Origin of the sequence: Paractinoplanes rishiriensis (assembly GCF_016862375.1) — a bacterium.
GTDB lineage: Bacteria > Actinomycetota > Actinomycetes > Mycobacteriales > Micromonosporaceae > Actinoplanes > Actinoplanes rishiriensis.
The window spans coordinates 49,900-71,214 of record NZ_BOMV01000077.1 but is presented as its reverse complement, the minus strand read 5'-3'; the positions used below and the strand labels follow the sequence as shown (position 1 = coordinate 71,214).

The following is a 21,315-nucleotide window of genomic DNA, read 5'->3' as shown; positions in this document are numbered from 1 at the left end:
AGTGTGCACACGTGGTTGTTTCCTGAAGGGAGCTACGTGTGGCACTCGGCGCGGGGTTTGTGCGGGTCAGCACTGGTAGTCAGGAGGAGGCGTCTCAGGTCAAGGTGATCGAGGCGGATGCTGCTGAGCGTGGTGTCACGATCGTGAAGTGGTTCCGGCTTCATGGTTACTCGGCGAGTCATGGGACGCAGGAACCGGCGTTGCGTGAGGTGATCGCTGATATTGCGCGGGGCGATTATTCGACCTTGTTTGTCACGGAGTCGTCTCGCCTTGACCGGCGGGAGGATTTGGATGCTCAGGCTGAGATTTTGCTGGCTATCCGGTCTGCTGGCGGCGATATCGTGTCGGTCGGTGAGCCGCAGTTCGGGCGGACTGATTTCGCGGGCCGTATTGTGACGCTGGTGGCGCAGCACGCGAATGCTGAGAAGTCGAAGACAGTCAAGCGTGAGACGTATCGCGGGATCATGATGATCCGTGACAACAAAGCGTTTCATGGGCCGCTGCCCGCGTTTTGGGTGACGAAGGGTGTCCGGCACGCGAAGCAGGCGTGGTGTCGAGACCGTGTCGCCGTTGTGGATATATACGATCGTGTCGCGCGCGGTGATTCGCTGTTGAGTGTGGCGCGGGCCTACGACCTTTACCCGAACTCGATCAAGGCCGTGATCCGTTTCTCGGCGAATCACACGGGGGTTGTCGAGTGTTCCTATACGTATGGGGGTCACACGGAGACGTGGGCGCACGAGGTTGAGCCGGTCGTTGATTCCGCGTTGTGGTGGCGAGCGAATAAAGTGTTGGACGCGAATATGAGTGATAGTCGCGTGAACAAGGGCGGCCGGCCGGTCGCGAGTCCGGCGAACTGGGTTTCCGGTATTCTCGATTGTCCTGGTTGCGGAGGGAAGCTGTTCCTTCGCGCTGGCATGACACCGGCGAAGGATTCGCGTACGGGTAAGCCGCGTGTACCGAGGCCGCGTACGCTGAAGCTGCGTTGCGGTGGTCACATGAAGCAGCGTTTGGCGTGCGGCGAGTTCAAGGGTATCGACGCGCAGCCGGTTATCGACGTCATTACCGGCATGTTCGCCAACGACACGACAGACATTCTCGCGTTTCAGCGGGTGGCAGGGAACGCGCACGAGTTGGACGAGTTGCAGGCGGGGCTGCGTAAGATTCAGGCCCGGTTGTCGGCCACTGAGGATGATGACGAGCTGGATTCGCTGGTGGCGGAACGCAAGGCGGTCAAGGCGCGCATTGAGGGATTCGTGATCGTTGCCGACCGCTTCGACTACGCCCCCACGGGGCAGACGGTAGCCGAGATGTGGAATGCCGGTGATGACACTGTCAAGCGTGGAATGGCCCGCGCAGTCAAAGCGTCCTGGGGAATGGTTCTCGCCGAGCATGGCGGACGGTGGGGAATCGCCATCGGGAGCGCAGGCCACAACGGCCCGGCGGACACGATCGGGATTGTCGACCTCGGCAACGGCTTGTGTTTCCGGCGGTAGGCACCCGTAACGGCAGAGGCTCGCCCGGCAGGTCACCGGACGAGCGTCCCTTTTGTTGCCGCTAGACGGAATGTTCGGGGCTGCTGTGTTGCGAAATGACGAGCACAATTTTTCCGGCCTCGATGTGCCTGAGCACGTTAGGGAGCCTGAAATCGGAAGGGTGGACGATCACGGTAGACGGCGGTGAATCCTCTGCCGCCTGCTGGGTACGGGCGTCGATGGCTGTCCGCCGGTCACCGGCGTTCCGGCGTCGCCGGGCCGGTGTTCCGGTCTCGGCGGGCGCGGTGGCCGGTCCCCGGTCGGTTATCCGGCGACGGCGCGGGTTGGGTGTCTGGCTTTTGGCCATGTTCCTCCACAGTGGTGGGACGCGGGTCGCGCGTTGTTCCACTCCATGGCTCTCGCCTCCATTCGATGATTCGAAATACTTCTGGTGGGTCGTGGCGTGCGGGGAACGCAATACCGTTCCCGGTTCACCCCGCCCGTGAAGGGCGGAAAATTGTCACCGCATGCCGTCACATACGTATGTGTCCCCCCGCCGTGGGTAGCGGGGTGTCAGCCGGGTTGAACTGGGCTGTCAGCCGGTAACCGGCCGGAGCCTGTCCCGGAAGGTCCCGCACGGCAGAACCGCCGAAGGAGCCTCCAGGTCAACCGCCGGGGTTAGGTCCTGTTGGGTGGCGCCAGTTCGGTTCTGCTGACGGTGGTGAAGCTGCTGACAGGGCAGCTCAGCGGTTGGTGTTGGGTGGTGCGCGGCTCCCGCCCGCCTGCCGGTCGGGGCGGCCTGGCAGCCCGGCCCGGTCAGACGCTGTCAGGCGTGCCCGGCGCGTCACGGTCATGCCGCCTCCCGCAGGTCCGCGGCGACAGCCGCGCCCAGGGCGGCCAGGGGCAGCGTGGGGCCGTTGTGGCGGTGCAGCCACCACACCTGACCGGCCGGGCCGTCCGGGACGGCTGGCGGGCCGCTGGCAGGCGTCAGACGGCCGCCGGGACGGCCGTGCACGGCGGTCGCGACGGGGTAGCCGACCCGGGCCTCGGTCAGCGCGGCGTGCAGGTGCCGTTCCCGGGCGGCGGTGGGCAGCCAGAACAACACCGGCCACACGTTGCCAGTGACCCGGGCGAGTTGCCGGTACCCGCCGACCTTGTCGACCAGCCGGGCCAGGGTCTCCGTGCCGGTGTCGTACTCCAGGAAGAACGCGGTCGACCGGCCGTCTTCGGTGAAGACGCCGTGCCCGTCCGGGCGCACCGTCATCCGGTAGGCCAGCACAGTCCCGTCGACCGGGCCGGTGGGGTCGGCGAAGGCGCCGAGTTGCTGGCAGCGGGCCGCCGACCACCAGCGGACCAGGTGCGCGCCGGGATGGGTGCGGGCGTGAGCGGCCAGGGCGGTGAAGAACCCGTTGACACCCAACAGGTGAGGCAGATTGGCCCGGTTGGTCAACTGCCAGCGCCGCGCCCGCGCCAGGTCCCGGCGCGGTACCGGCTCGTCGCGTTGCATGGCGATGGTGTCCGCGCCGAGCTGGGTCAGCAGCCAGTGATACGGAAACGAGCCGCCGTCAGCGCGTTGCGGCCGGAACCGGTCGATCACTTCCCGCTGCTCGCGCAGTACACGCAGACGACGTTGGGTGAAGTTGACCGACGGGAACAGAGCGGCAGAGATCTGCTCGGTGGTCAGCACCCCGTGATCGGCCAGCCAACCCAACAGCACCAGGTCCCGGCCGGTCAGCCCGGACTGCACCCGCAGGATCGGCTCCCTCACCACCGGCCACCACCCGAGGGCAGGGCGGCCGGCGGCCGGCCGCAGATATCTGCATACACCCCATAGGGGATCCCCAGGACGGGATCAGTCGCAGCACCAGCCATCTCTGACACAGCAGCGGTGAGCTGGGCTGTCAGACCAGCCAGCCCGTCCGTTTGGGGGTCCCGATCAAGCAGGACACCCACCCGTACCCCTGCCGGGACACCCGGCAGGACAGCGCAAACACCCGGCAGGACAGCGAGAACCTGCCGCAGACAGACACGATCCGCGATCATCACAAAGACTCCCCAAGGCATCAGGCAACAAGGGCAACAGCCCGGCACCGACACCCCGGCCAACACCCTGCCCGCGCGCGGAACGCACGGGTGGTGCCGGTCGTGGTACGGGATATGGGCCGCGAGGAGCAAGGGCGCCGACACACGCGCACACGCGCCCTCCGCACCGGCTGTCACCGGTACGGGTGGTGCGTGTATCGCGGCGTGTGCCGGACACCGGGGCTCAACTCACCGGTGTGGGTACCTGATTCGGGGTCCGCCCGATCACCGGAGCCGCCCGATGCCAACCAGCCGCCTACTTGTCCTCAGACCCGCGAACCCGCTTGCACACTTAAGGCTGCCTAGGCACGGATCCCAGCGGACCAGGCGACCGGCCACACGGGATACGCCCACCAGCGAAGCCCGTACACCATCGCACGATCAACCCCAATACCGGGGTTTCGCAGATGACGAACACTTCCGGGGGTGAGTGTTCGCAAGATCCACACAGGACACCAGCTGCCCGGACCCGGCACACCAACCCTGATCAGCGGGCATGGAACACTAGAACCCGATCGTGTCGGACCACGACCCGGGGGCGACGATGCCGAGAACCGAACCGGAGCCGAACAGGCAGTTCTGGCAGGCCCGCAGACGGCTGAGCCTGTCACGCGCCCGGCTGGCCCAGGACGCCAACCGCGACCCCGCCATGCGCAACTGCCAGCACGCACCGATGGACGAGAACTACATCGGCAGAATCGAACAAGGCCGCATCGGCGGCGGCATGTGCCCCGAACGCCTCAACGCCCTCTGCGCCCGGCTCAACGTCGCCGACCCCACCGACATCGGCCTCACCGCCGAACGCAGACACCCCAGCCGACACGGCCCGACCATCACCCGCAGACCCAACCCCGACCACACGCCCCCGCCACCCGGCACGGCAGAACCAGCCGACACGGCGGAACCACGACGAAAGAACCACCAACTGATCGCCGCCCGCGAACGTCGCACCATGCCCAACGGGCAACCGATGACGCCGCAAGACGTCGCAGACGAAATGAACAACTTCCTCTGGGCCGAACACCAGAAAGACAAGAAATCCCCGCAACCAACCATCCTCGATCACCGCTTCGTACTCGGCTACGAGGCCGGAAGATACTGGTGGCCCTCAGCCAACTATCGCGCCGCCTTCCGCCACGTCCTCAAAGCGGCGACCGACGCCGAACTCGGCTTCACCCCAAAACGTCATCGGCGAAGCGATACGGCAACGAACCAGCAAACACGGCCGGAACTGGAAAGCTCCAACGGAGTCGAAAAGACGCCTGCCGAGCAGCCCGAACACAGCGTCGACGAGGATCTGATCGACGTTCTGCAACGAGTTGACGCACTCTCGCGAGGCGTAAGCCCTACCGTTCTTGACAACCTGCGAATGAACATTCGCTTCATCTTGACCGAGTACGAGGCCATAGAACACGGAAGCCTGCGTTCGCAATTACGGAAACAACGAACTTGGATATCTACTCTTCTCGGTGAGTGTCGACGCCCGACACAACAACAACAGCTGTTCAACATGGGGTCGGTAACCTCCGGCATTCTGGGATATGTCGCGGTGGGACGAGGCAACTTTCCCCTTGCTCGCGCATACTGTCTTGAAGCCTTTGCGATGGCCGAGTTCGCGCAGGATGACAACCTTCAATCATGGGTTCGCGGTATGCAAAGTTTCTGCGAGTACTATGCGAAGGACTATAGTGAGGCTCTACGTCTCGCCGTAGATGGCCTCACTTATGCGCAGTCTGGCCCGCAAAGCGTCCGACTCACCATTAATGGTGCAGCTAGAGCAATGGGTAAACTCGGGGACGTGGATGGGGTACACCGTGCCGTGGAGAGCGCCTATGATTTGCTGGCCCGAAATGACGTGCCGAACGGCATCCCGTCGAGCATTGCTCTCGATTGTTACAGTGCCGCCCAAACGGCAAGCAACGCCGCCACTGCTTACCTATCCCTCGGCGCAGCCGAGAAGGTCAAGGAATTTGTCCAGTTGGCCTTGCCTGAGATTAGTAAGTCGGGTTCACCTTGGAGTCGATCTCTCGTAACAATCGACCTCGCCTCATCTCTTATCCGATCGGCAGATCCAGACTTGGATCGCGCCGCCGACCTCGCCGTCGGAGCGCTCACTATTTCTCGACAACGGCCCATCATTTCAGTTCGGCAGCGGATTCAGGACTTTATAAATGATGCCACCGACAAGTGGGGACATTGCCAGCAGATTGCTACAGTCCGCGAAGCGGCTGCAAGCGCTAATGAACGCTGATGGCTGAGCGCGGCCAGACCCGAAGTAATGGCGGGTGGGACCGCTTTCAGGCCATTACCCACTTGGCTAACCACTGGAACCGACCCATCGGACCACGCTCATTCTACTGGTATTTGACTTTTGAGACGTCCAATGACCTGAAAACCTTGGCCGCACGCTACCAGAAAGCCATACAATTTCCTTACTATGATCTCGTGCCACTTCATAGCCTTCATATAACCCTCGACAGGGTGGCATTTGAAGACGCGGCAGACTCTCACATGATTGAGACAGTTCGAGTTGCCGCTCAACGCGAATGTAAAAGGTTGACCCCTTTCTCGATTGAAATACAATCGGTAAGCGGAACCCCTGGCGCGATCGGATTCGACGTGCATCCAGACAACGCAGTACGCGACATCCGCGACCGGCTGCGGAACGCCACGTTGTCCGTCAATCGCGCTGCGCCGACCAGGGGTCCCGAATTCGATGCCCATATTGCCATCGCGTACTGCAATTCCGACGGGGTGTCGACAACTGAGACGATCGAGGCGATCCGGTCTCTTGGTCCCATGAGGCCGGTCGTGGTCACCATGAGTAAAGCGTCCCTTGTGCTACTCGAACGCCGGACACGCTCTTATCATTGGAAAACCATCTCGCAAGTCACTTTCTCAAGCTAGAGAATTGGGCGGGTCCGGGGTTTGCCGCGTGTCCACAACCCAACTTGCTATGGTCGTTGTCGACGTAGACGATTCTCGACTCCGGAGCTGTGCGCTGGGCCACCTCGTGGGTGTTGTCGGCGGTGGGCAGGCCGGTGCCCACGTCGAGGAACTGGCGGATGCCGGCCTCGGCGGTCACGTAGCGGACGCTGCGCACCAGGAACGCGCGGGACGCCCGGGCGTTGTCGACGATCTGCGGGAAAGCCGCCCGGATCTGGTCGCCCACCTGGCGGTCGACCTCGAAGTTGTCCGTGCCGCCCAGCCAGTAGTTCCAGATGCGCGCGGTCTGCGGAGTGTCCACGCCGGACATCCTCGCACGGTTGTGAACCGTTGTGATCGGGTCTGATCGATGAGTGCCGAAGTGTCGTACCCGAAAGATAAGTTGCGCCGGTGATGAGTCGCCGGCGTACGTCTGCAATTGCTGTTTGTCTTCTTCTGGCGGGGTTGATCGGGCCCGCCCATCCGGCGGCCGCGGCTGCCCCGGAGGAGACCGTCGACGTCGCGGTGAACGCCGCCGACATCGCCGCGGACAATCGCAACGGGCTCACCTTCAAGGGCTTCGGCGTGCTCAGCGCAAACAGCACCAGCGCCGTGCTGCTGGACTACAAGGCGCAGCACCCGGACAGCTACGCGCGGCTGCTGCGGATCCTGTTCGGCGGCCGGCACCCGATCATGACGCACGTCAAGATCGAGATGGGGAACGACCGGAACAACTCGACCGGGCCCGACCCGGCCACGATGCGCACCGAGACCGAGCCGGCCAACGTGGCGCGGGCGCCGGGGTTCCAGCTGGCCGCGGACGCCAAGAAGCTCAACCCGGATCTCAAGGTCAGCATCCTGCGGTGGAACGCGCCGGTCTGGGCGAACACGAACGACAAGATCTACAAGTGGTACAAGGACACGATCCTGGCGGCCTACCGCACGTACGGCTACATGGTCGACTACGTCAACCCGGGCGTGAACGAAGCCGCCGCCGACCTCGCCTGGACCAAGCAGTACGCGAGCCTGGTGCGCACCGACGCCGACGGGTTCCGGCCCGGTGAGGCCGCGCGGTACAACCGGATCAAGGTGGTCATCTCGGACGAGGCCGGCATCGGCAGCTTCGGGCCCGCGATGGTGGCCGACGCCGATCTGCGCGACGCCGTGGCCGCGGCCGGCTACCACTACAACACCGACGACGACAGCGGCGGCAACTTCACCCGGCTCGCCGAGGAGTTCGACGAGGAGGTCTGGAACAGCGAGGCGCAGGCCACCTTCAGCAACTCGCGGTACCGGCCCAACAACAACACGCCCGACCCGACCGTCCCGGGCACCGGCATCGGCGGCGCCGGCAGCGCGCTCGAAATGGCCAACACCGTGGTCAAGGGCTTCGTGAAGTCGCGCCGGACGCATTTCGTCTACCAGCCCGCGATCGGCTCGTTCTACGAGGGCGGCCAGTACGCGTTCAAGGAACTCGTCTCGGCGCGCGACCCGTGGTCCGGCTGGATGCATTACGACGCCGGCCTCGCCGTACTCCAGCATTTTTCAAGCTTTGCCACCACCGGCTGGGAGAACAGCGACGGCACCGCCGGCATCTGGCGGGTCATCCCGCAGGCCAGCACGTCGACCGCCACCGGCACCAACCCGATCGTCGGCCGCAACGGCCTGCCCAACTACCTGACCATGGCGGCACCGGACGCGACCGCCTTCTCCACGGTGATCGTCAACGACTCCGAGTACCCGCGGACGTACCGGATCACCCCGACCGGTTTCCGGTTGAAGCCGAACCCGAAGCTCGCCGCCTGGGAGACCCGCGCCGCCGATCCCGGACAGCCCTTCGACGCCAACTACAAGCGGCACATCGGCAACATCACCGCCGGCCCGGACGGCACTTACACCATCAAGGTCAAGCCGTACGCCGTCGTCAGCGTCACCTCCCTGGACGTCACCCGGGACCCGGCCTGGACGGCACCGCTGCCGGTCGAGGGCAAGCGCCCGGTGCTGGACGCCGACCCGGCGCGCGGCGTGCTGTGGGCCGACGGTTTCGACTACCGCGGCAAGACCGTGCCGGTGATCGGGCCGGGCGGCGTGGTGACTCCCCGGCGGAAGGGTTTCGTCGACACCCGCGGCGGCGTCACCGGTGCCGACCCGCTCTACACCTGGGACCGCAACGGCGCGTTCGAAGCGTTCCGCGCCGAGGACGGCAACTACGTGCTGCGCCAGCAGATCGACCGGGCCAGCACCGGGGTCGGCCGGGCCTGGAACAACGCCGACCCGATCACCGGCGTCGGCGACCTGCGCTGGACCGACTACCAGGCCCGCGTCGACGTGCGGTTCGAACGCGCCCCGGCCGCCGACAACTACGCGGCCCTCGGTGCCCGCTCGACCGGCGGCGGCAACTCGCACGGCCTGGCCGGCACCCCGTACGCGATCTGGCTCGGCTCGGACGGCACCTGGCAGTTGCGGCGCACCGGCACCACGATCGTCAGCGGCACGCTGGCGGAGTTCGACGCGACCGCGTGGCACCGGCTGGCGCTGCGGGTGACCGGCAACCAGGTGACCGGCTTCGTGGACGGCAGCCAGGTCTTCTCGTGGACCGACGAGGTGCCGTTCCTGTCCGGCCGGGTCGACGTGGCCAGCGGCTTCCACCACACCCGGTTCGACAACCTGCGAATCGAGCGCGTCCCGGGCCACCGCCCCTACTACGCCGAGTTCCTCGACAACCTGCAGATGAACGGGACCGGCCTGGTCTACGGCGGCGGCTGGCGGCACACCAACGGCCGGGGCATGTTCGAATACCACCGGACCGCGTCCACCAGCCAGGGCCCCGGCGCCACGATCGCGCACACCTTCACCGGCACCGGCCTGGACTTCGCCGGCCCCAACGACGGCAGCGCGCGGGTCAACGTGCGGGTGGACGGCGAACTGGTCGCCGCCGACCAGCCGACCCGCACCGCCACCAACTTCCAGCAGACCTTCGACGTCCGCGGCCTCCCTCGGGGCCGGCACACGGTCACCCTGGAGGTGCTCACCGGAACGTTGGTGGTCGACGCCGTCGGGGTCCGCGGCTAGCACGCTTTCGGCCGCGGCCGGCGCGACTCCGCTCTCGCCACCGCGGCCGGACCGGGCTCGAGTTTCGCCATTCCGGGTGCGCACCCTTGACGGGTCGCCGGCACGCACAGCTACCCCGCCCCCGTCGGGCGATGGTGGCCCGCGTCGCGATCTTGAAAGGTTCGCGTTCCAGTCGAGACCTCTGCAGGGATCAGCACTGCCTCAGTGTCAATCCACCCATCGAGCGACGCCGGCTACCTCGCGCCGGTCTGCCCATCCACACCCTGAGAGCTCGTCCCGGATAGTGATCGTCGTCCCAGCAGCTGACCGAACGCTCTCACGATCCGACATCTCCACCGGAACGTAACCGGCCAATGCCTCAAAACGCATGGTTTTGCGGTCTGCACGGCCAGATCTTGTCGATCTGGCGTCTACCGCGAACCGCTCGCCATTTCGTTGGGCACGCCTAACGGGTCGCCAGCGCGCACGGCTGCCCCGCCGTCGCCAGGCGATGGTGGCTCCGAGTCGCAATCTTGGAAAGTTCCTGTTCCGGGCGAACAGGAACTCCACAAGGTCCACCTGCGACGCGAAATTAAAGGCGGCTTCGCGGCTTTTGTTCCCGCTGGTGTTTCGATTGGTGGCGATCGTCCACTTGCCAGGACGGCGGCCGCGGCTGTCTCGGTATTCGGTTGCCGGGACCATGGCTGGGATCAGGTATGCCGCTCAGGAGTATGGCCAACAAGCAGTCATGAAACGCGCATAACGGATAATGGCAAAAGTCGAGCGAACCCCAACTCGACATGATCAAGGGCAGCCTTGCCGCCGCCGCTCGAACCCTCTCGGGGTGCCGCGACAAGGTCTACCCGTGGCGCGCGACCTCGGACCCGGAACTGTCCGGCCTAGTCGTCCTGGCGGGCGGAGCGCCGGGCGCCGATCAGCAGCATCAGCGGGATGATCAGCAGTACCACCGGGACGATGACCGCCAGGACGAACGGCGAGGTGACGATCTCGCGCGGGGTGACCGCGGAGGTGCGCTCCATCATGGTGGTGGCGCCCTCGGAGATCTTGCCGCTGCCGCCGGCCAGCTGGTTGGTGCCGTCGGCCAGCTGGGCGGTGCCGCTGGCCAGCTCCGCGGTGCCGGTCTCGAGCTTCGTGGTGCCGGCGCTCAGTGACCGGGCGCCGTCGTCGAGCTTGAAGAGGCCGGCGTTCAGCGAGCCGCTGCCGTCGGCCAGCCGGCCGGTGCCGTCGGAGAGCTGCGCCGCGCCGTCGGCCAGCTTGGCGTTGCCGGCCGACAGCTCGGAGGCACCGCTGTGCAGTTTGCCCAGGCCGGAGGAGAGCGCCTGGGCGCCGTCGGCCACCTGGCCGGCGCCGCCGGCCAGCTCGGGAGTCTTGTCGGCGAGCTGCTCGGCACCCGCGCTGAGCTTGGTGGCCCCGGCGTTCAGCAGGCCGTTGCCGGCGGCCAGCTGGGCCGCGCCGTCCCCGACCTGGCCGGCGCCGGCGGCAAGTGCCCCAGTGCCGTTGCTGACCTGAGCGACACCGCCGTAGACCTGCTTGGCGCCGTACTTCAGCTGCTCCGAACCGGCGGCCAGCTGCCCGGCACCCGCCGCCAGCCCGGCCACTCCGGCCTTGAGCCCGGGCTGGGCCGGTGTCCCGGCGCCGTCCAGGCCGGCCTTCAGCTGGTTGATGCCGCCGGCCACGGACGCGGCCCCGGCGGCCACCTTCTCGCCGGCCTGCTTCACCATCACCAGCCCGTTGCTGAAGGCCGCAGCGCCGGTCGTGTAGGTCCGGGCGCCGGACAGGATCTGGTTCAGGGCCGGCTTGATCCCGGAGGTGTAGGAGTTGTGCAGCGTCGTCGCGTTCGTCGAGACCGCGGTGACGTTGGTCTTCGTGGTGGTGGCCAGGTTCAGCGCGTTGGTGATCGCGGTGTCCAGCTGGGCGGGGCTCAGGCCGGCCGCGTTCGCCTTGAGGGCGGTCAGCGCGGTGACGGTGTCGCCGGCCGCCTGCACGGCGCCGGAGTTGCCGGCGGCCAGCCCGGAAGCGCCGGCCGCGAAGGCGTCGGCGTTCGGCGCGACCTGCGCGGTCCAGGCCTGCTCCAGCTGGGTGGAGCCGGCCACCAGGGCGTCCGGGGAGGCGATGATCTGGTTGATGCCGTCGGACAGCTGGCGGGCGCCGGCCGCGAGTGCCGGTGCGGCCGGTCCGGCGGCCAGCTGGTCGACGCCGGCGCCGAACTGCTGCATCCCGGCGTTCACCTGGTCGGCGCCGGCCTTGAGCGACTGCGCACCGAACGCGGCCGAGCCGGTGCCGTCGTACAGCGACTTCACCCCGGCCTGCAGCTCGCCGGTGCCCTGGTGCAGCGTGGTGGCGCCGTCCTGCAGGCTGCGCGCGCCGCTGGACAGGCGGGCCGCACCGTCGGCGGCACTGCGGGCGCCGTCCCGCAGGGCCTTGGAGCCGTCGGCCAGCTGGCGGGCGCCGTCGCTGACCTTGGACGCGCCGTCGGCGAGCTGGACGGTGCCGTCGGCAAGCTGGCGGGCGCCGTCCTGTGCCGTCCGGACGCCGGCGGCCAGCTGGGCCGAGCCGTCCGAGGCGGCGGCGGTGCCGTCGGCGAGCTGGCGGGCGCCGTCGTGCACCGCGCCGGCGCCCCGGTTGAGCTCGCCGGCGCCCGAGGCCGCCGCGGTCAGCCCGTCGGACAGCGCCTGCGCGCCGTCGTTGAGCTGGGCCACGCCGTCGGCAATCTGGGCCGCGCCGTCGCGGGCCTGGCCGGCGCCGGCGTTGAGCTCGCCCGCTCCGGTGGAGGCCAGCCGGGCGCCCTGGCTGAGCTGGTTGGCGCCGTCGCTCACCTGGGTCGTGAACGAGGCGAAGAATGCGAGCATCAGGATGAGGAACGCGGCCAGCAGGCCGGTCAGCACGGTGTGCGAACGGCCGCTTCTGGACCGTTCCGCCGCGGGGATCGTCACCACGCCAACCTAGCGGGGCAAACGAGCCAATAAGCCCAAATCGGAAGAGAACCTCGATCAGCTGCGGCCGACCAGGTTGCCAACTTCGGTCCGGGACGAGACGCCCAGCTTCCGCAGGATGTTCGAAACGTGCACGGCGGCGGTCTTGGGCGAGATGTAGAGGCGCCGGGCCAGCTCGGTGTTGGTCAGCCCGTCGCTGATCAGCACCGCCACCTCCCGTTCGCGGGGGGTCAGCGCGGCCGGGCCGGTGACGGCGGGCGGTGCGTCGGCCGGCGCCATGCCCAGCCGGGTGCGGATCTGGGCGAGCTGGGTCACCCGCCAGCCCCGCCACCCGTCCAGCAGCGCCACGGCCGCCGCCGTCTGCGCGGCGGCCTCCCCGCTCCGGCCGGCCGCGAGCAGGCACCGGGCGGCGCCCACGTGGACGGTGCCGCGGGTGGCCGGCCCGAAGATGTGCGCGTCGGCGACCGCCAGATAACCGGCCAGCGCCGCGGCGTGCTCCCCGCGCGCCTCGGCGAGCTGGGCCTCGACCAGGGTCCGGTAGGCGTCCCAGACGTCGGCGTCGAGCAGCACGGCGGCCATCTGGTCGAGCCGGTGCGGCGGCAGGCCGATCTCGAGCGCGGCCGAGATCAGGTCGTGGGCCTGTTCGCTGCTGCGCCACGGCTGGCCGGACAGCGCGATCACGAACTCGTCCAGGGCCGCCTCGGCACGCGGCAGGTCGGCGCGGCGGCAGGCGAGGTGGAAGGCGAGGCCGGGAATCGTGGACGGCGGGTTGTTGGGCAGCGCCGCCAGGTCGGTGACGACCCGCCCGGCCCGGTCGAGCTCGCCGGCCTCCAGATAGAGCCCGGCCAGGAAGACCCCGTGGTAGTCGGCCCAGCGGCCCACCCGCCGGTAGCCGCTGTCCTGCTCGCGGCCCTCCTCCAGGGCCGCGATCGCGGCGTCCAGGTCGCCGGCCCGGACCGCGAGCCGGGCCCGGCCCTGGAAGTAGGTGGCCACCGCGAGCGACTCGAAGCCGGCCCGCTCGGCATCGACCCGCATCCGTTCCAGGATCTCGGCGTGCTCGGCCGGCGAGGCCGGCGGCTCGCCCTGCACGAGGCAGTGCAGGGCGCGGGCGGCCAGCACCCACTCCCCCGCCTTTTCCGCGTCGTCGACCAGGCCGGACAGGAGCTCGCGGCCCTCGGCGGCCCGCTGCGGGCGCTCGCTGAGCGTCGAGCCCTTCTCCAGCAGGGCGGCCAGCCGGACCGCCGGCAGGTCGAACTCGTCGGCCAGCGCCAGCGCCCGGTCGCACCAGAGCAGCGCGGCGTCGAGGTCGTCGCGCAGGTAGGCGGACTGGGCGATGGCGGTCATCGCCCGGGCCTGGCCCTCGCCGGGCGGCAGCTGCGCGATCAGCGTCTCGATGTGCTGGGTGAGGGCGCGCATCTCGTCGGTCTCCCGGGACTCCCAGGCGATCCGGACCAGCAGGTACAGCGACTCGGCCCGGTCGGTCGCGAGGTCGGCCAGGTCGCGCCAGCGCCGGCCGTACCGTAGGGCGTCGTCCAGCAGGCCGGCCAGCCAGGCGGCCCGGGCCGCGGCGGCCAGCAGGCCGGTGTCGTCGGGCACCTCGTCGAGGCCCATCTCGGCCAGTTGCAGGGCCTGATAGGCGGACCCGATCGAGAGGTAGAGCGCGGCGCCGCCGCGGGCCGCGGCGATCATGTCCGGGTACCGGCCGGCGCCCCGGGCGTGGTGCGCCACCATGGCCGGGTCGGAGGCACCGCCGCGCAGCAGCACGTCCAGCGCCGCCTCGTGCAGCCGGCGGCGCTGCCGGCCGAGCATCTGGTCGGCGATGGCCTCGCGCACCAGCGCGTGCCGGAACGCGAACTCGTCCTCGCCGGACTCCACCAGCACGCCCCGGGTGACCAGGTCGCGCAGCACCGCGATGAGCGCGTCCTCGCCGGTGCCGGTGACGTCGGCGAGCAGGTCGAACGGGATGCGGTGGCCGAGCACGGTGGCCGCCTCGACGATCCGGTGGCTCTCCGGGTCGAGGTCGTCGACCTGCCGGCGCAGCACGTCCGCGAGGCTCCACGGCAGCGGCTGCTCGACCAGCGCCTCCACGTCGTAACCGGGCAGGGCGCGGAGCAGTTCCTCCAGGAAGAACGGGTTGCCGCCGGTGCGGTGGTGCAGCGCCGTCGCGGCCCGCAGCGGCGCCGGCGAGCCGGTCGCCGCGGCCAGCAGCGCCGCGGTCTGCGCGGGGGTGAGGCGGTCCAGCAGCACGTGGCTGACGGCGTGCCGGCGTTCCATCCGGGCCAGCAGGCCGGCCACCGGGCGGCGGCGGCTCACCTCGTCCGGCCGGTACGTGCCGATCAGCAGCCGCGGCCCGCGCTGGTCGGCGATCCGCTCGAACAGCGCGGCGCTCTCCGAGTCGGCCCAGTGCAGGTCCTCGAAGACGATCACCGCGGGCGCGTCGCCGATCAGGTCGGCCAGCAGGGCCAGGCCGGCGTGCAGGCGCTCGACCGGGCTGCGCCCCGCGTCGGCGAGGGCGGCCAGGTGCTCGTCGTCGACCTCGGGGCGGCCGTCGATGGCGTCCAGGAGCACCTCGTACGGGCGAGCGAGGGAGCCGGGCTCGGCCTGGCCGACCAGCACCACCGTCTCGGCCGGCACGGTGGCCAGCAACTCGTGCACCAGCCGGGTCTTGCCGATGCCCGGTTCGCCGGCGATGAGCGCGACCGCCGGCTCACGCGCCGAAGCGAGCTGCGTCAACCGGCGCAGCTCGCTCTCCCGCCCGATCATCACCGGGCTGGCACCGCCGCGGAGGGTTCGCACGACGTCAGGTTACCGGCGGGCCGGCCCCGCGCGGCCGGTCGTTTCCGGGCCACCCGCGCCTTCTGCGCGATGGTGAGCAGCCGCTGCCGGTCGGCCTCGGCGATCAGCTCGCGGTGGTGGTCGTTCGCCAGGGTCAGCATCAGGTCCGCGTGCATCAACATGACTTTTCTCCTCGTCAACCGGTGATGAGTCCATCCTCGGTCGGCAAGGGGGCCGTCACATCGGGAGCACCTACCTATCTTCGCTGGTCAGAGCCGGTCTAGGTATACCTAGGGCGCGGGCGCCAGCACCCAGAGGACCTCGCATTCCGCGTCGTCGCGGGCGTTCGACCAGGTGTGCGGCTCGCGGCCGGGGAAGGTGAACGCGTCCCCGGCCGACAGCAGCACCGCCTCGTCCGAGATCAAAATCTTCAACTGCCCGCGTACGACGTAGACGAACTCGACCTCGCAGTCGAGCGTGTACAGCTGCTCGCCGCCGCTGCCGCCCGGTTCGAGCGTCGAGTGGATCACCTGGAGGTGGGTCTGTGTCCCGGGCGTGAGCAGGAATTCGCGCACCTTGCTGCCGCCGAAGTTGATCGGGCGGCCCTGGTCGGCCCGGACCAGCGAGGTGGGCGGCGCCTCGAACAGCTTGCCGACCCGGATGCCGAGCACGTCGCAGATCGAGACCAGGGACGCGACCGACAGCGACACCTCGTCGCGTTCGAGCCGGCTGATGAAGCCCTTGTTGAGTCCGGTGGCGTCGGCGACCTGTTGCAGGGTGAGGCCGCGGGCCTGCCGGGCGGAGCGCAGCCGGCCGCCGATCGCGGCACTGGTGGCGGTGGGCTGGGCGACCGGCCGGCGCCGGCCGGCCGTCACGCCTCCACCTGCATCGCGACCGCGCGCACGGGGGCGCCGTCGGCCCGCTCCAGGGCCAGCGGCAGGCAGGACACCAGCGGGTCCGGGAAGTCCACGAGTTCCAGGTTGCGGAAGTTCTCGCCGATCACCCCGCCGGCCGCGGCGATCAGGTGGTGCACCGGGTAGCCGTCGCCCGGATGGTCGTCGTCCGGCGTCTCGTCGATGTTGACGGTGTCCAGGCAGAACGTGCGCACGCCGTGGTCGAGCAGCCGCTCGCAGGCGTCCGGGTCGAGGAACGGGTGGTCGAAGTAGGCCGGCGTGCCGTAGTGCCCGGACCAGCCGGTGCAGATCAGCGCGATGAAGCCCGGGCCGATCCGGGCGGCGGCCGGGGCGAGGTGCGCCCAGGTGATGCGCTCGCGCGGGCCGAGGCCGCGCACGTCGAGGAGCACGGCCGGGCCGGCGAACAGCATCAGGTCCAGGTCGTCGAGGCGCGCCGCGTCGTCCCGGAAGTGGTACGGCGCGTCCACGTGCGTGCCGGTCTGCGAGCCGAGGGCGAGGCTCAGCAGGTTGTACCCGTCCCGCCGGACCGTGGCGTGCACGGTGAACCCGGGCACCGGGTCGCCCGGATAGACCTGGGTGCCGGGGCCGACCGGCACGGACAGATCGACGATGCGGCGGACGCGCATGCGACTTCCTCCGAATGCAATAGTCCCCACGATGCAACAACTGTTGCATCACATGAAACTTGACCCTAGTCTCACCGGCAACCTCCTGAGGAGATCGGATGAGCCGTCAGCAGCCGGACGCCGTCGAGCGTCCCAAGGTCACCGAAATTGAACAGCACGGCATCGACACCATCCCCGCCTCGCACCGGCACTCCCGGCCGCTGGATCTGTTCCGCATCCAGTTCGGCGGCGCCAACACCTTCGCCACCGTCATCCTCGGCACGTTCCCGATCCTCCTGGGCCTGTCGCTGTGGGAGGCGGTCGCGGCCACCGTCGCCGGTGTCGTGGTCGGCGCCGCGATCCTCATGCCGATGGGCCTGTTCGGGCCGCTCACCGGCACCAACAACGCGGTCAGTTCGGGCGCCCACTTCGGCGTCCGGGGCCGGGTGGTCGGGTCGTTCCTGTCCCTGCTGACCGCCGTCGCGTTCTACTCCATCTCGATCTGGGTGAGCGGCGACGCGGTGGTCGGCGCGCTGGTCCGGCTCGCCGGAGTGCAGGACTCCGACGTGCTGCGCGGGATCGTCTACGCGGTGCTCGGCGCGATCGTCATCGTGATCGTGATCTACGGGTACGCGTTCATGCTGCTGGTCAACAAGGTCGTGGTGGTCGGCAACACGGTGCTGATCCTGCTCGGCGGCCTCGCCTACGCCGGCTCGCTCGACCTCGGTTACACCCCGGGCCCGGACGCGTACGCGCTCGGCTCGTTCTGGCCGACGTTCGTGCTGTCCGCGCTGATCGTGATGGGCAACCCGATCTCCTTCGGCGCGTTCCTCGGCGACTGGTCGCGCTACATCCCGGCCGGCACTCCCCCGCGCCGGCTGCTGGGTGCCACCTTCGCGGCCCAGCTGATGACGCTGGTGCCGTTCCTCTTCGGCGTCTTCACCGCGACGCTGGTGGCCGGCGAGGCGGACTACATCGTCGCGCTCATCAACATGTCGCCGGCCTGGTACGCCGTACTCCTGATCGTTGTTGCCTTTCTCGGTGGCCTGTCGACCGGCATCACCTCGCTGTACGGCACCGGCCTGGACTTCTCCTCGGTCTTCCCGCGGCTGTCCCGGGTGCAGGCGTCGCTGTTCATCGGCTCGCTCGCGTTCGTGTTCATCCTGGTCGGACGCCTCGCCTTCGACCTGCTGGCCAGCGTGAACGCGTTCATCGGCGCGATCGTCATCTGCACCACGCCGTGGATGATCGTGATGACCATCGGCTACGTGGTACGGCGCGGCCACTACCGGGAGGCCGACCTCCAGGTGTTCAACCAGGGCCGGGTCGGCGGCGCCTACTGGTTCAGCCACGGCGTGAACTGGCGGGGCATGGCGGCGTGGATCCCGGCGGCGGCCGCGGGCCTGCTGTTCGCCAACTACCCGCCGCTGATCGAGGGCCCGTTCCGCAACGCGGCCGGCGGGGTCGACATCAGCCTGCTCGTCTCGATCGGCACGGCGGCGGCCGCGTACCTGGCCCTGATCTGGATCTTCCCGGAGCCGCGCTACGTCTTCGGCCCGGCCGGACCGCGCGGGGTGCCGAGTGCGGAAAGCCCGATGACGGAGATCAGCGACGACGACGGCGCCTCGGCACACCGGATCCGGGCACGCGCCGCCGCCCTTGGGAATACTGAGTAGGTGGCCGAACCACGGATCGTCCGGGAGGGTCGCGTCGGCCAGGTCGACGCGACCCGGGTGCCGCGTTTCGCCGGGCCCGCCACCTTCGCCCTGCTGCCCCGCATCGACGAGGTGTCCGACGTCGACGTGGCCGTGCTAGGCGTGCCGTTCGACGCCGGCGTCTCCTACCGGCCCGGCGCCCGGTTCGGCCCGGCGCACGTCCGCGAGTCGTCCCGGCTGCTGCGGCCGTTCAACCCGGCGGCCGGCGTCGAGCCGTTCGCCAGCCAGCAGGTGGCGGACGCCGGCGACCTGGCGGTCAACCCGTTCGGCATCGAGGCCGCGATCGAGCAGGTCGAGGCCGGCGCCCGGGCCCTGCTGGAACGCGCCGCCCGGCTGGTGACCATCGGCGGCGACCACACCATCGCGCTGCCGCTGCTGCGCGCGGTGGCCGCCCGGCACGGCCCGGTGGCGGTGGTCCACTTCGACGCGCACCTGGACACCTGGGACACCTATTTCGGCGCGGCGTACACCCACGGCACCCCGTTCCGCCGGGCCTCCGAGGAGGGCCTCATCGACCGGTCCGGCTGCCTGCACGTGGGCACCCGCGGCCCGCTGTACGCCGCCCAGGACCTGGTCGACGACCGCGAACTCGGCTTCCACGTGGTGCCCAGCGTGGAGATCGACGACTTGGGCGCGCGGGGTGTCGCCGAACGCATCCGGGAGCGGGTCGGCGACCGCCCGGTCTATCTGTCGGTCGACATCGACGTGCTCGACCCGGCCTTCGCACCGGGCACCGGCACCCCCGAGGCGGGCGGCATGACCAGCCGCGAGTTGCTCGCGGTGCTCCGCAGTTTCAGCGACCTCAACCTGGTCGGCGCGGACGTGGTCGAAGTCTCCCCGGCGTACGACCACGCCGAGATCACCGGGATCGCCGCCGCGCACGTGGTCTACGAGATCCTGTCCGCCCTAGCTCCTCGCAAGGAGCCGTAACGGGCTTTTAGCAATCTTTCACCCCGGGCGGCGACATTATCGTCCAGGGGCGATTCCGGTGGCACGTACAGGTATGACCACCAACGAAGCCGCCACGCTGCTCGTCAGCGCGGTCACCTCGGCCTACCTCGCGACCCAGTCCGCCGCCGTGGCGGGCACGGTGGCCGCGGCCGTCATTCTTCTGAAGATCACCGATGACCAGGACGAATCGTTTATTCATCGGTGCGCCCGGCACATGCCGGCCGGGGCGGAGGAAAAGCGGTCCTGAGATGTCCGACAACATGCCGGTGGAACTCGCCGAGTTCTTCCGAAACGAATACCTGCCACTGGTCGCCTTCGCCCAGCGGATCGGTCTCAACCTGGCCGAGGCCGAGGACGCCGTACAGGAGGCGTTCGGGGATCTCACCATCGCGTGGCACGACGTGAAGAAGCCGGCCGCCTGGATGCGCCTGGTGGTGCGCCGCAAGGCCGGCCGCACCTTCCGCAGCAGGTGGCGGTTCCAGGCCCTGGACGGATTCGAATTCTGCGGTCTCGCGACGGCGTCCGAGCCGGACGAGCCCGGCCGCGTTCTGCATCTGCTCCGGCGCCTCTCCTATCGCCAGATGGTGGTGCTGGCCTGGTCGGTCGACGGCTATTCGCCGGCCGAAATCGCGGAAATCGAGGGAATGACCGGAACCGACGTCCGCAAGACCCTCCGGCAGGCCCGTGCCCGCCTCGCCCGTTTCGTTGAGGAGAACTGACCATGGACGCGCTTTTCGAACCCCTCTGGGAGCGCCAGCGGAGCGACCTCGAGGCGACCATCGACGTTGCGGACCGGCTGCACCGGGTCACCGCGAACATCGACCACGGCTGGTGGGAGGACCTCGCCGATTACCGCCCCACGCTGGAGGCGCGGGCGGCCCGCGCGCTCGCCCCGCCGCTTGGCCGCGCAGCCGGCTACGGCGCGGCCGCCGGCACCATCGTCAACGAGGTCTACAGCCTAGCCCGCTGCAACGCGCCGGAACTGCGCCGGCTGTCGCCCGCACGGCGGCGCCGGTGGCTGCTCAACCAGACCCTGGAACGCGCGGAACAAATGATCCGGGGCAGCAAGGAGACGGCGCCAGCGCCCCGGTTGTGGGAGCGCCGCTGATGCACAGCAGCCACCTCCGCACCGGCTGGCTCTGGCTGCGGATCGGGCTGGCCCATCTGCGGCCGCCGCGGCACGCGGCGCCGCTGCTGGTCTTCATCGTGATGCTGATGCTGGCGCCGTACCTGGCGAAGATCTCGGCGGCCTGGCGCCAGGACGTCCGCCCGGTGCCGACGCCGACCGCCATGCCCACGGTCCAGCCGACAGTCCAGCCGACAGTCCAGCCCAGCGTCCGGCCGGCCCTGTCGCCGTCGGCCACCCGCCGGAGCACCCCACTGCCCACAGTGGACCCGACCACCGGCCCGCTGGCTCCGCCCGCGCCGACCACGACCCGGACCAGCGCATCCCCGTCCCCGTCGCCCTCGCCCTCGCCAAGCCCATCGCGGTCCCGGTCGCGGCCTCCGTCCCCGTCCCCGTCGCCGTCGTTGTCCACGGAGCCTCCGGTCACGCTGGGCCTGACCCTGGAAGCGAAGCCCGGCTCCGGTCACCAGCCTTCGTGTTACGGGATCCGGATCATGTTCTCCGGGACGATCGAGACGGACGGGCCGGCCACGGTCGGCTACGAGTTCGGCCCGATCGACAGCAGCACCGTCGGGCGGACCAAGACGTTCACTGCCGCCGGACGCAAGTTCGTCAGCAGGGTGCGGATCGTGCGCGGCAAGCCGGGCGAGCCGGTGGACGGGGCCATGACGCTGACCGCCTGGGCGCCCGGCGGCCCGCCGGTCAGCGCCACGGCGTCGTATAGCCTCACCTGCGGCTGAAC

Annotated in this window: 16 protein-coding genes and 1 pseudogene; 10 read left to right on the top strand and 7 right to left on the bottom strand. The window is 69.2% G+C overall.

Annotated elements, in window-relative coordinates:
• The first annotated feature begins 38 nt into the window (after positions 1 to 38).
• Positions 39 to 1,496, top strand: coding sequence for a recombinase family protein (locus tag Ari01nite_RS36280; protein ID WP_203786846.1), 1,458 nt, complete (start codon positions 39 to 41; stop codon positions 1,494 to 1,496).
• An 829-nt stretch (positions 1,497 to 2,325) separates the two neighbouring features.
• Here the strand turns inward: Ari01nite_RS36280 and Ari01nite_RS36275 are convergent.
• Positions 2,326 to 3,243: a replication-relaxation family protein gene (locus tag Ari01nite_RS36275; RefSeq protein ID WP_203786844.1), complete on the bottom strand. Its 918-nt coding sequence runs from the start codon at positions 3,241 to 3,243 to the stop codon at positions 2,326 to 2,328.
• 831 nt (positions 3,244 to 4,074) lie between these two features.
• Here Ari01nite_RS36275 and Ari01nite_RS36270 point away from each other — a divergent pair.
• Both Ari01nite_RS36270 and Ari01nite_RS36265 read left to right on the top strand, forming a co-directional pair.
• Positions 4,075 to 5,808, top strand: a complete 1,734-nt coding sequence (locus Ari01nite_RS36270; protein WP_203786842.1) for an NsdA family TPR-like regulatory protein — start codon at positions 4,075 to 4,077, stop codon at positions 5,806 to 5,808.
• Entirely contained in the window at positions 5,808 to 6,464 is a 657-nt protein-coding gene (locus tag Ari01nite_RS36265) for a 2'-5' RNA ligase family protein (RefSeq protein WP_203786841.1), read from the top strand. The genes Ari01nite_RS36270 and Ari01nite_RS36265 overlap by 1 nt, the downstream gene beginning before the upstream one ends.
• 52 nt (positions 6,465 to 6,516) lie before the next feature.
• Here Ari01nite_RS36265 and Ari01nite_RS36260 read toward each other — a convergent pair.
• Positions 6,517 to 6,813: pseudogene (locus tag Ari01nite_RS36260) on the bottom strand (SAM-dependent methyltransferase); the annotation flags it as partial.
• Between the two features lie 134 nt (positions 6,814 to 6,947).
• On the opposite strand from Ari01nite_RS36260, the gene Ari01nite_RS36255 reads away from it, so the two are divergent.
• Positions 6,948 to 9,554, top strand: a complete 2,607-nt coding sequence (locus tag Ari01nite_RS36255) for a sugar-binding protein (RefSeq protein WP_203786837.1) — start codon at positions 6,948 to 6,950, stop codon at positions 9,552 to 9,554.
• An 878-nt stretch (positions 9,555 to 10,432) separates the two neighbouring features.
• On the opposite strand, the gene Ari01nite_RS36250 is transcribed toward Ari01nite_RS36255, so the two are convergent.
• From Ari01nite_RS36250 to Ari01nite_RS36230, 5 genes are all read right to left on the bottom strand, one after another.
• Positions 10,433 to 12,487: a YhgE/Pip domain-containing protein gene (locus Ari01nite_RS36250; RefSeq protein ID WP_203786835.1), complete on the bottom strand. Its 2,055-nt coding sequence runs from the start codon at positions 12,485 to 12,487 to the stop codon at positions 10,433 to 10,435.
• Positions 12,488 to 12,544: 57 nt separating this feature from the next.
• Entirely contained in the window at positions 12,545 to 15,283 is a 2,739-nt protein-coding gene (locus Ari01nite_RS36245; RefSeq protein WP_239163308.1) for a LuxR family transcriptional regulator, read from the bottom strand.
• Positions 15,250 to 15,444 (bottom strand): hypothetical protein, encoded by a 195-nt coding sequence (locus Ari01nite_RS36240; RefSeq protein ID WP_203786833.1) that lies wholly within the window; start codon positions 15,442 to 15,444, stop codon positions 15,250 to 15,252. Before Ari01nite_RS36240 ends, Ari01nite_RS36245 begins: the two co-directional genes overlap by 34 nt.
• A gap of 108 nt (positions 15,445 to 15,552) precedes the next feature.
• On the bottom strand, positions 15,553 to 16,137 hold the full coding sequence (locus Ari01nite_RS36235) for a helix-turn-helix domain-containing protein (protein WP_203786831.1): 585 nt from the start codon (positions 16,135 to 16,137) through the stop codon (positions 15,553 to 15,555).
• The gene (locus Ari01nite_RS36230) at positions 16,134 to 16,802 is read right to left on the bottom strand and encodes a cyclase family protein (protein WP_203786829.1); all 669 of its coding nucleotides are present in this window, start codon (positions 16,800 to 16,802) and stop codon (positions 16,134 to 16,136) included. Before Ari01nite_RS36230 ends, Ari01nite_RS36235 begins: the two co-directional genes overlap by 4 nt.
• A 98-nt stretch (positions 16,803 to 16,900) precedes the next feature.
• On the opposite strand from Ari01nite_RS36230, the gene Ari01nite_RS36225 reads away from it, so the two are divergent.
• The 6 genes from Ari01nite_RS36225 to Ari01nite_RS36200 all read left to right on the top strand — a co-directional run bounded on the left by Ari01nite_RS36225 (position 16,901) and on the right by Ari01nite_RS36200 (position 21,313).
• Entirely contained in the window at positions 16,901 to 18,457 is a 1,557-nt protein-coding gene (locus Ari01nite_RS36225) for a purine-cytosine permease family protein (RefSeq protein WP_203786827.1), read from the top strand.
• Positions 18,458 to 19,426, top strand: a complete 969-nt coding sequence (gene speB, locus Ari01nite_RS36220; RefSeq protein ID WP_239163307.1) for an agmatinase — start codon at positions 18,458 to 18,460, stop codon at positions 19,424 to 19,426.
• Positions 19,427 to 19,499: 73 nt separating this feature from the next.
• Positions 19,500 to 19,694 carry a hypothetical protein gene (locus tag Ari01nite_RS36215; protein ID WP_203786818.1) on the top strand — a complete coding sequence of 65 codons (195 nt, stop codon included), beginning with the start codon at positions 19,500 to 19,502 and terminating at the stop codon, positions 19,692 to 19,694.
• 1 nt (position 19,695) lies between these two features.
• Positions 19,696 to 20,166 carry an RNA polymerase sigma factor gene (locus tag Ari01nite_RS36210; RefSeq protein WP_203786817.1) on the top strand — a complete coding sequence of 157 codons (471 nt, stop codon included), beginning with the start codon at positions 19,696 to 19,698 and terminating at the stop codon, positions 20,164 to 20,166.
• Between the two features lie 2 nt (positions 20,167 to 20,168).
• Complete coding sequence (locus tag Ari01nite_RS36205) at positions 20,169 to 20,555, top strand: hypothetical protein (RefSeq protein WP_203786815.1); 387 nt, start codon at positions 20,169 to 20,171, stop codon at positions 20,553 to 20,555.
• Positions 20,555 to 21,313 (top strand): hypothetical protein, encoded by a 759-nt coding sequence (locus Ari01nite_RS36200; protein WP_203786813.1) that lies wholly within the window; start codon positions 20,555 to 20,557, stop codon positions 21,311 to 21,313. The genes Ari01nite_RS36205 and Ari01nite_RS36200 overlap by 1 nt, the downstream gene beginning before the upstream one ends.
• The last annotated feature ends 2 nt before the right edge of the window (positions 21,314 to 21,315 follow it).